Genomic DNA, 10,276 nt, shown 5'->3' on the forward strand with positions numbered 1-10,276 from the left:
GCCAGAGCCCTGCCGGGATTCGTCGTTTCATTGACGCGATCCTACTTATCCACAAGCGGGCCGTCCAGCGAAGCGCTGAGGGGGCGGCCCTGACGTTCGGGGGATCGGAATCGCCTGAACGTGGCTTCAGAGTCGGAAAAACGTGGTATCGGATTCAAGGCGATGTTGACCGGTCGGAAGAAAATGTTTTATTATCAAACGGATATGATGAAACAGGACAGGCTGTCAGATCCCGTAACTAAATACTAACTAGATTCTAACAAGAACAGGCTGGCGAAACTGCAACAGCCGGGCCTTGCGCCTGAAGAAAAATGCCAGGAACGGGCAAAGATGTTGCGAAATTTCTCGCATGTATCGTGTTTCAAGATAGGATGCAGGAAAAGCGACACATGAGGGCGAACAGTGGCCAGCGGGCAGGATATCCCCCCCTATTTCAATCTCTCGCCCGACCGCGCCCTGGCGATGCTGGAGGAGGCGACGGGCACAGAAGGACTGGCCCGGATCGCTGCGAACTATCGGCGGGGGCGGCAGGATCTGGTGGGGCGCGGGCTCGAGGAAAACGGAGAACGCAAGCTGCGGCTCTTTTCCACCTGGGAAATCACCCGATACCTGATCCCGGTCGCGCCCCAGCATTTCCGCCGCGTGCTGCGCCAGAACCCCGACCTGCCGCAAGGCCGGTCCGAGTCCGAGGGCGGAGCCAAGTGGTTCACCCTGGACGAGGTGCAGCGGCTGCGCGCCCATTTCGGGGCGGAAGGATCGAAGTCCAAGGAATACCTGCCTTACCGCCCCAAGGGCCTGCCCGCCAAGATCGTGGCGGTGGCGAACTTCAAGGGCGGGGTGGGCAAGACCTCGACCTGCGCGCATCTGGCGATGTCGGCGGCGCTGGACGGCTACAAGGTGCTGATGATCGACCTGGACAGCCAGGGTTCTCTGTCGTCCATCTTCGGCGCCCAGGTCGAGGATGAATGGCAGACGGTCTTTCCGCTTCTGGCGCGCCATTACGCCGAAACGCTGCGGGCCGACAACCAGCGCCGCATCGACCGGGGCGATCCGCCGGTGGCCTTGGACGACAGTCTGGCGGACGCGCTGAAGATCAAGGCAGGAGATCTGATCCGACCCACGCATTGGCCCAATATCGACCTGATCGGGGCGCAGCTGAACCTTTACTGGGCCGAGTTCCAGATCCCCGTCTGGCGCATGGCCTCGCGCGGCTGGAAGCTGTGGGACGCGCTGACAGAGACGCTGGCGGCGGACGGGATCCTCGACCGCTATGACCTGGTCTTCCTGGATACCCCCCCGGCGCTTGGCTACCTGACCATCAACGGGCTGGCCGCGGCCGATATCCTGCTGGTGCCCTTCGGGGCGTCCTTCCTGGAATTCGACTCGACCGGACGCTTCTTCGACATGTTGCATTCGACCTTTTCCTCGATCGAGGACAGCGAGAACATCGCCGCCCGCGCCCTGGGCCGCGAGGAACTGCATTTCCAGTGGGACGCCGTGCGGGCCGTGATGACCCGCTATGACGCGAGCCAGCAGGCCGAACTGGCGGGACTGATCCAGTCCTATCTGGGCCCCAGCCTGTCGCCGCACCGGCAGGACTTCACCGCCCTGATCGGTCAGGCGGGCGAACAGGTCCATGGCATCTACGAGGCCGATTACCGCGACTTCAACCGCGAAACCTATGCCCGGGGGCGCGAAACCTTCGACCGCACCTATGCCGCCTTCAAGTCGCTGCTTCTGGGTATCTGGCGGCGCGAGGAACTGGCAGAGGAAAAGAGATGATGTTTCGCGTGCGAAAACCAGGAAGGAACCGATAATGGCCAAGCGCAAGCGGTTGACCGCCTTCGGCATGGGGGGCGATGAGGATGCGACCCCTGCACCGGCCCCTGTTCCCCCTGTGGCCCGCATTGCTGCCGAGGCCGCGACGCAGGCCGCCCTGGAGGATCTGGCGGCCGAGTTGCGCCAGGCCCGAGACAGCGGTCGGATGGTCCTGGATATCCCCCTGGCCCTGGTCGAGGCGAACCACCTTCAGCGCGACCGCACGCTGATGAACCCAGACGACATGGCGTCGCTGAAGGCCAGCATCCGCGACCGGGGCCAGCAGGTGCCCATCGAGGTCGTGGCCCTGGCCGAGGGACGCTATGGGCTGGTTTCCGGGGTGCGCCGCCTGACGGCCCTGGCCGCGCTGTTCCAGGAAACCGGCGAGAGGCGCTTTGGCACCGTCAAGGCCCTGCTGCGTCCTTTTGAGGCCGCGCCCGAGGCCTATCTGGCCATGGTCGAGGAAAACGAGATCCGCGCCGACCTGTCCTTTTATGAACGCGGGCGGCTGGCCCATGAAGCCGCCCGCATCGGCGTCTTCGACAGCCCGGCGGCGGCGGTCAGGATGCTGTTCCAACATGCGCCCGGCCCGAAGCGGTCGAAGATCCTGTCCTTCGTGGCGCTGCACGAGGCCCTGGGCGATGTGCTGCGCTTTCCCGAGGCGATCCCGGAAAAGCTGGGCTTGGCCCTGATCAAGGCGATGCAGGACAATCCGGGATCGGTCCGAAAGATGCGCGACCGGCTGCAGAAAGCAAGGCCGGACAGTGCCTCGGTGGAACGTGGTGTGCTGGACGCCCTGTTGCGCCCGGACCCTGCGCCCAAACCCGAGGCTGGGTCGGACAGGGCAGGCGAAGACCTTGATGCAGGGGTGCGGATGACGGTCCGCCCTGGCCGGGTCGTGTTGTCGGGCCAAGGCGTAAGCGAAGACTTCGTGCGCGACCTTGCCGAATGGCTTGAAACGCGCGGCATATGATTTTCGCACGCGAAAAGATTTCGCGTGCGAAATTTTCAGATCGGATCGTCGGTCACCTGTGGCATGGCCGCATGAAGATCGGCCCACAAGGCCTTCAGCGCGGCATCCTGGGTGTAGTTGAGGAAATCGGCATCGCCCGTGGTGGTGGACCGGATCTGCCCGCTGCCCTTGCCGGCTTCGCTGACCAGAAGCACGACCTCGTCCAGCGTGTAGTCATAGCGGATCAAGGCATCGCGGCTGGCGCCCAGGCCGATGACGTCGATCCTGTCGAAAGAGCCGATCATCTGGTCCGCATCCACCAGGGTCCAGGTTCCCCCGGCCGTGCTGTCCAGGGCGGACAGATCGACCGACAGCTCCCCGTCAAGGCGCACCCCCGAGGTCACCTGCGCTGTCTCGAAGGCGCCGGAGCGGAATTCCGAGATCGTGCCCAAGCCCCCTGCATTGGCCACGAAGGACAGGGCCGACCCCTCGTGCAGCTGCAGGGTCGCCGCCTTGCCATCGCTGCCATCGAAGCCGATCTTGGCCTTGCTGCCGGTGATCGTCAGGCTGCTGCCGGCGGCCAGGTCAAAGCGCCCGCCCGCCGTGGCCAGCAGAAGCTGCGCATCCTCGGACACACTGATCCGGGTTTCGCCTGCGAAAGTCCCGGTATTGGCAAATCGCCCGCCCGCCATGTCGATCGCCAGCAGGTCGCTGTCGCGATAGCCATCGACCCAGACCTGCCCGGCATTGTCGATCTGGATCAGGTTGCCGGTCGCGGCGGTCGCCATGTCGCCCCCGATGTCCAACCGGCCCGAGGTCGCTTTCAGCTGGCCGAAATCCCCGAAGATGAAATCATCGACGGTCATGGTCTGGGATCCGAACAGGACACGGTTGCCGCCCAGATCGACGCTGTCGCCATCCTGCGTGCCTGGCAGATCCCCCGTGGACCAGTTCAGCCGGTTGTCCCAGCGGAGCCCATCGGCCCGGTCGTCGGGCACGAAGCGCAGGGTTTCCGCGTCGGCGCGCAGGGTGGTGTCCAGGCCGAAGCCCTTGCGGAAAAAGGCGTTGATCACGTCGGCATCGACGACATGATCCAGCTTGCCCGCGGCCTGGGCGCGCAGGTGGTTGGCAAGATCGGCAATGGTCGCCGTTTTCGTGCCCAGCATCTGCGCGGTGAAGTTCTGGATGGTCGTCTGGTCCAGGACGCCCTTGGAAAGCCCGTCGACATTGCGCGTGGCATTGTCCGGGTTCGTGTCCCCGGCCTTTGTCCAGTTGTAAACGATGGTGTCGTCATAGGCGACGTTCTTGCCGGCGGAAAACGCATAATGAAGCACGGATTTCGCGGCGATTTCCTTGGCATTGTTCGGGTCGGCAAGATGGGCCACGATGTTGCCGACATAGGCGCTCTGGGTCGAGCCGCCGCCATCCACGCCGATCGACAGCCCGCCTTCGGAATGGGACACCCGCTTGTGACCGGCCGAGGTCACGAGATTGTCCAGAAGCAGCGTATAGTTGCCAACATGGCCCGCGCCCTCATAGCTCCCGCCCATGAAGTTCAGGGCCGCGTTGTTGTCGATGAAGCTGTTGCCCTCGACAAACCCGCCCGAACGGACCTGGGCCCCGAACGATGCCCCGCGCATAGTGATGTTGTCGCGCAGCGTGACATCCAGATTGTCGGCCTGCAGGTACAGGTTCTGGCTGTACATGCTGGGCGGCTGGGGCGCCTTGGACGACAGGTTCGGGTCATAGCCTTCGCCCCAGCCGTTGTGGTCGAAAAGATTGTCCTTCAGCAGGACGCCATCCGAATTGGCGATATAGGCCCCCGCCATGCGGTTGATATGCGGCTGCCAGATGGCATCTGCCGACACGGGGGATTTGCGTGTCACATCCGTGATGTCGGAATCCAGCAGGGTGAAGCCTGCGGCATTCTGGATGTTCAGCCCGCCCTCGCCGCTGACGGTGATGCGGTCGAACAGCAGGTTGCCGCCTTGAAGCACCATGGCCGAGGTGATGTCCACGCCCTGCAGGACGACATGCTTGCTGTCTTCCTGGTACAGCTGGACCGCATTGGTGATCTTCGGATCCGTCCCTTCGCCATAGGCGCCGATGAACACGGGGTTCAGCGGGCTTTCCCCGTTCGTGCCGCGTGTGATCAGCCGCGTCGTGCCGTCGTACTGGTATCCCCGTTCGAACAGCAGCCAGTTGGAATTGGTCGTCCAGCCGGTGATCTTGTCCCACAGCTTCATGCCCAGTTCCGTATCCAGGGCCTTGTCCGGCGTGGCGCCGTACTGGGGGTGCTTGATCAGCCAGTCCACCGTGATGTCCTGGGCCTTCACGCCTTCGATCCGGGCGATTTCGGTGGCGGTCAGGCCATGCGCGCCTTCGGTAAGATGGACCTTGCGATGGTTTTCGCCATGCTCGACGACCAGTTCGCCCCTGGCATCCTCGGCCAGCATGTAGACCTGGCCAAGGCCCCAGCCATTTTGCTGCTGCCCGGCGGTCACATCGACCTTGGCCTCGACCTCCTGGACCTGGCCGTCGCCATAGGTGATCTCATAGCGGAAGGCGGTATCCGCCGTGTTCTTGGCATCCTCGCTGAGCACCAGGGACAGGCTGTTGTCGGGATTGACGCTGACATGGCCATGGCTTGCCTGGGACAGGACGCGGATGCCGGCGATCTCGGCGCTGCCCTCGGTCTCGATGGTCAGCACGCGCCCTGCCTCGGCGGTCAGGCTATCGACCCGCAGGGGAAGGGCCCCGGTCCCGGCCGTGTCGTCTTCCGGCTCGGTCGCGGTCCCGGGCTCATAGCCGGTCTGCTGCTTGAAATCCGCAAGCGCCTTTTCCAGGAAGCTGGGCGACGCGGTGCCGCTGGGCAGGGTCGTGGCCGGGGCTTGCGCGACCGCAACGGCCGGGCTGGCGATCTGCGAGGATGCTTGCACCCCGACATCTTCGGCCCGAGAGGGAGAGCCCGTCGTCCCGATCAGTCCGGGCAGGGCAACAAGCAGATCACGCAGCATTCTGTCAATTCCTTGGATGCGGATTGGAAATCGAACTGATCGGTATAGTTCACGATGGGCAGGCGGCTGTTTAAGGGCGATTTACACGCAAAGGTAGAGAAAAAACCGGGCTCGGCAAATTCTTGCCCCTGCCCTTGCGTCACTATGCCCCCGGGGTGATTGCAAAATCGGCATGGTGGTTTCAGGTCAGTCCTTTCAGCCACCAGCCCCTGCGGGCGATGCGGGGGTCTTTCTGGCAGGAACCCAAACAATGAGGAAAACAGCATACAAAATTGATTTCAAGGAAAATGGTTTTTCAATAAAGAGATAGCAAGAGTATTCCGGGAAGCGCCCATGGTTCCGGCAGGCTGGCGGGAAAACCTTGGAAACGGGGCACGGCCAGCAAACCTGCAAATACCTTGGACGGGTTTGAAAGCCGAAGGGATGCGCAAGAAGCCAATTGACCAATCGGTCAATTTCAGCCGATCCACAACCAGGGGAAGAATCAGGTAGAAGGCCACTCTGCGAACAAGGGTTCCTTCCTGCCCCGTCAGTCCCTTGGCCGCCGGCTTCCCCACCACAGCGCCCCGCCCGCCAGGATCGCCGCGCCGATGGCCAGGTGGCGCGAGGTGACCCCCAGCCGGGCCTTGGCGCTGCGCCGGTACCGGGGGTCGAAGAATCGCGTCCGGGTCAGGACGCTGCCCAGCCAGGTTCCCGGCCGGGGATGCAGCATCCGCAGGCTGCGCCCCTGCGCGTGGCACAGCCGGACCAGCGCCTTGACCACGCTGCCCTGGCGGTCGATCTCGGCCGTGACCCGGGCGGGATCGCGGCCCAGATGCTCGGCCAGCAATTCGTCGCGAAAGGCGCGGATCAGGTCGCGCGTGGCTTGGTCGGGCGCCCTGACCGCCACGTCGCATTCGGTGTCGAAGCCCATCGATCGGCGGTCGATATTGCTGGACCCGATGCGCAGCAGGTGATCGTCAACGATCATGATCTTGGCATGGACATAGACCGGCTCGCCGCCTTCGGTGACGGGATACAGGATGCGGAACCGGCCATGGCGGTCGCGGGCGCGCAGGTGGCGGATCATCCGGCTGCGGGTGACATGCATCGCCTGGTCTTCCAGGTGACCCTGGGCGGCATAGGGGTTGATCACCACGACCTCTGGGCCGTCGGGCTCGACCAGGCGCCGCTCGATGGCGCGGGTGATGCTGTCGGCGCAGAAATACTGGGATTCGATATAGATGCAGTCGCGCGCGGCGGCGATGGCGTCCAGATACAGCTCCTCGATCTCGTGGACGCCCGGGCGGGTCTGCTCGGGCGGGGCGGTGCGGGCGATGGCCACGGGAATGTCGTGGAAGGCGGGCGTGATGCTGTCGGGCCACAGGTCGCCGCCGGGGGCGAAGGTTTCCTCCAGCTCGGCGTCATGGGCGCGGGCCCAGCGGGCGCGGGCCAGTTCCGACAGCGCCGCCGCCGCCGGTCCCCCCATCACGGTCGAGGCGTCATGCCAGGGCTGCGCGCAATCCCCGCTTTTGAGGCAGCGCAGCGGGTTGTCGTCCGCATGGTCGCGGTCGTCCCACCGGCCATCGGTCATGTCGATGCCGCCGCAAAAGGCCAGGCTGTCGTCGATGGTGACGATCTTCTGGTGATGGCAGGCGCCGATCGGATGGCGGCCGTCGAAGGCCAGGTGGATCTGGTCGGGCGACATCAGCTTGACGGCAAGCGCGGGCAGGATGCCGCCCGGCGCGATCAGGGCGCCGCCGCTCCATTTCAGCAGGTAGATGTCGAGCCCGGGGCGCCGGTCCACGATGGCATCCAGGAAAGGCCCGACCTGGTTCGGAAAGCCGTCGGGGGCGAGGCCGTCGGCATCGCTTTCGCCGGGCAGCATCTCGATCTCGAAATCGAAATCCCAACCGACCATCATCACCAGCCGCTCGGCCTTCAGCAGCGCCTCGCGCAGGGCCCGGAAGTAGTACTTGCCGTCGATGATGACCGACAGCCGATCCGCCGTCTCGACGCGCCAGCAGTTCCGGGCGGGCTGGAAGGTGACCATGATTTCTCGTTCCGCGACAAGGGCATGAAGGGGCGTCCCCCCTGCAAGAAAGAGCCTGGGGCGGGAAAACGTTGCACCGGGGGAAGAAGTTTTTCCAGGCGGGCGGGTGGAATGGACCCATGGCAGAGCCTGCGGGCAGGATGGGGCGTCCCTGCGCACGCGGAAAAGCGCCGGCCCTTCCGGACCGGCGCTTTCCAGAACGGTTCAACCGCCTTGGATCAGGCCTTCTTGCGCCGGCGCAGGAAGGTCAGACCCCCCATGCCGCCCAGCAGCAGCAGGCCCGAGGCCGGAAGCGGGACCGGGGCGACATCGTCGGCCCGGACCTCGATGCCCGTGATCGCGCCATCAACCGAGTCGTTGGTGCTGGTCGAGCTGATGAAGAACTGCAACGCGCCGATCTTGCTGAAATCGATCCCCGCGAAAGCGGCATCGCTGAAGGCAAGCTTGGGATCATAGTCGGGATCGATCGTTTCGGTGTAGATCCCGGTCTTGCCGAAGATGTCCCAGACCTGGATCCGGACCTCTGCCACGTTGTCGAACGGCACGCCGGGAGGAGAGGCGAAGTAGAAGTACGGATCGGTGCCGATCAGAAGGTTGACGCCGCCCAGACCCGTCGTGTTCACCGACGACGGATCGTCGTCGCCGTCATAGGTCAGGGTCCCTTCGCCACGCGCGCCCGCAACGTTCGAGAACTTGATGTTGCCGCCGGTCACGTGAAGTTCCGTCGCGGCCCGGTTGTCGCCATCCGCCGCGGTGTTTTTAACGGAAAGATCCCGGTAGCCGCCCAGGATGCCACCGCCCGCTATCTGCGACACGTTGCCTTCGAAACCCGGAGTGTCCTGAACGCGCTGTTCGGCACTGAAGTCGTCAATGACCAACGTTGCTGCGAAGGCTTGCGCTCCGGTGCAGAGGACCGCTGCCGAAGCCGCAGCACCAAGAAGCTTTTTCATCATTCGATACCCCCAAAAAACCCAGGCCACCTACAATGCCCAAGTTATTAATACTTAAATATCGTTGAAGTTCCAGCCTGTTCTTAACGAGTAGGCAGGTTTCGATAGGCCCCTGCACCCTTGGTTTCCCGGGAAGACGCCTTTTCCAACGCGGCGACAGGCAGGTCGTTTCACATAATCTAATGAAATTTTTAACATTTTCATTGTGGATCAGGGACGGGGAACGCAGGAAACAGATGCTGGGGGAAGCGGCAAAAAACCCCGAAGCTGGCCCCTGCGGAAGGTTCGGAATGCACCGAAAGCCTGCCTTTCCCAAGCTTTTCCTAGCCAGGCTGATTCTGTACGCCGGGATTTCATGCCCCGGAAAGGCGCCATAATATGTGCGTGCAAAAAGTTTCTGACTCAGGGAAAGGGGTGATCATTTCTTCCTTAGGTTGATAATATTTTATGAATAACAACCATTGCAGCGACAAGGCCTGTGCTGTTTAAAAGGCAAGACCCATGGCGGCCTGGCGGTCCCCGGCGGCTGGCATGCCCCCCGCCATCAGGGGAATCCCCTCCGTCTCGGAGAAAACCGACAGATCCTCGCGGATCTGGTCGATGGCCTGGCGCCACTCGGGGGCGGTCAACAAGGCGTGAAAGGTGGACTGGCAGCGTTCCCTTCCCCCGGGCGTCAGTTCCAATCCCCTGTCGCCCTGGACCAGATCCCCGGCCAGCTGGAGCCGCCGGATCAGGGATTCGCAGGACCGAATCTCCAGTCCCGGGACGTGCTGCAAGGCCAGTTGCACAAGGCCGGACAGGCTTTCCGCGTCAAAGCGCCAGCCGAACGCGCAACCGAATTTCCTGGCAAGATCAAGAATATAGCCCGCAGCAGGCAGGTCCAGAACCCTGAGGGGATGGATGTTTGTGGAAAGGGGATCGGCGATCAGGTGGGTCATCAACGCTCCACAGGCTGTTCGTTCTGTAGCCCGATCCATCGGGAAGACACGGCGATTATGTTTGCACTTATCTCGACTTAATGCCTGGCAGGCCCGAAGGTTCCCGAACCGCAGCGTCTTACGTGAAAGTCAAGGCAGATCATCTTCTTGCGGGGGGCGCATGTTGATCCAACGGTCAGGGGCGCAAGAAACTGCCGGTTCTACCGCCCTGTTGCGGCAAGATGTTGCCGTAAATTTTTTCAGCAGGATCAAAAGGTTTCCTCCCGTCGGAAATTCGGCAAGGTATGGGCGGAAAGTCAAACCGGATTTGGCCGCCCCTTTGTCTGGGCAAAGATTCGTCCGTCTTCCTTTGACAATAATGTGCCACCACGAAGATTACATAACAATTGTTACACTTTGTATGGCGGCGAAGCGATATGTTTTATTTGTCGCTCATAAAAATATTTTATCAGTGTTGTTTGGTCCCTTGTTCAACCTGAAGCGGAGTCCTGATGTCCTTGCTGAACCCTACCCGTGCGCATTTGCTGGAGACATTTGCCCTTGACGTGGCCATGCTTCGGGGCCGGGGC

The 10,276-nt window shown here is 62.8% G+C and carries 6 protein-coding genes; 2 read left to right on the top strand and 4 right to left on the bottom strand.

All coding sequences use genetic code 11. The annotated features are described in order from the left end of the window. Window positions 1–462 precede the first annotated feature (462 nt). The gene (locus JX613_RS11555) at window positions 463–1,782 is read left to right on the top strand and encodes an AAA family ATPase (RefSeq protein ID WP_207101626.1); all 1,320 of its coding nucleotides are present in this window, start codon (window positions 463–465) and stop codon (window positions 1,780–1,782) included. A gap of 34 nt (window positions 1,783–1,816) precedes the next feature. Then, a complete protein-coding gene (locus JX613_RS11560; protein ID WP_207101617.1) occupies window positions 1,817–2,791 on the top strand; it encodes a ParB/RepB/Spo0J family partition protein in 975 nt (324 codons plus the stop codon). 35 nt (window positions 2,792–2,826) lie between these two features. On the opposite strand, the gene JX613_RS11565 is transcribed toward JX613_RS11560, so the two are convergent. From JX613_RS11565 to JX613_RS11580, 4 genes are all read right to left on the bottom strand, one after another. Next, window positions 2,827–5,787: a right-handed parallel beta-helix repeat-containing protein gene (locus JX613_RS11565; RefSeq protein WP_207101618.1), complete on the bottom strand. Its 2,961-nt coding sequence runs from the start codon at window positions 5,785–5,787 to the stop codon at window positions 2,827–2,829. A gap of 529 nt (window positions 5,788–6,316) precedes the next feature. Beyond that, on the bottom strand, window positions 6,317–7,819 hold the full coding sequence (locus tag JX613_RS11570; RefSeq protein ID WP_207101619.1) for a phospholipase D-like domain-containing protein: 1,503 nt from the start codon (window positions 7,817–7,819) through the stop codon (window positions 6,317–6,319). A 218-nt stretch (window positions 7,820–8,037) separates the two neighbouring features. Beyond that, window positions 8,038–8,769, bottom strand: a complete 732-nt coding sequence (locus JX613_RS11575; protein WP_207101620.1) for a VPLPA-CTERM sorting domain-containing protein — start codon at window positions 8,767–8,769, stop codon at window positions 8,038–8,040. Between the two features lie 485 nt (window positions 8,770–9,254). Beyond that, window positions 9,255–9,707, bottom strand: a complete 453-nt coding sequence (locus JX613_RS11580; protein WP_207101621.1) for a hypothetical protein — start codon at window positions 9,705–9,707, stop codon at window positions 9,255–9,257. Window positions 9,708–10,276 lie beyond the last annotated feature (569 nt).

Source organism: Paracoccus shandongensis (assembly GCF_017315735.1).
In the GTDB taxonomy this organism is placed as follows: domain Bacteria; phylum Pseudomonadota; class Alphaproteobacteria; order Rhodobacterales; family Rhodobacteraceae; genus Paracoccus; species Paracoccus shandongensis.

Bases quoted from the DNA above. Each gene is read 5' to 3' on its own strand.
- JX613_RS11555 (WP_207101626.1), top strand. From the start codon at position 463: ATGCTGGAGGAGGCGACGGGCACAGAAGGACTGGCCCGGATCGCTGCG.
- JX613_RS11560 (WP_207101617.1), top strand. From the start codon at position 1,817: ATGGCCAAGCGCAAGCGGTTGACCGCCTTCGGCATGGGGGGCGATGAG.
- JX613_RS11565 (WP_207101618.1), bottom strand. From the start codon at position 5,787: ATGCTGCGTGATCTGCTTGTTGCCCTGCCCGGACTGATCGGGACGACG.
- JX613_RS11570 (WP_207101619.1), bottom strand. From the start codon at position 7,819: ATGGTCACCTTCCAGCCCGCCCGGAACTGCTGGCGCGTCGAGACGGCG.
- JX613_RS11575 (WP_207101620.1), bottom strand. From the start codon at position 8,769: ATGAAAAAGCTTCTTGGTGCTGCGGCTTCGGCAGCGGTCCTCTGCACC.
- JX613_RS11580 (WP_207101621.1), bottom strand. From the start codon at position 9,707: ATGACCCACCTGATCGCCGATCCCCTTTCCACAAACATCCATCCCCTC.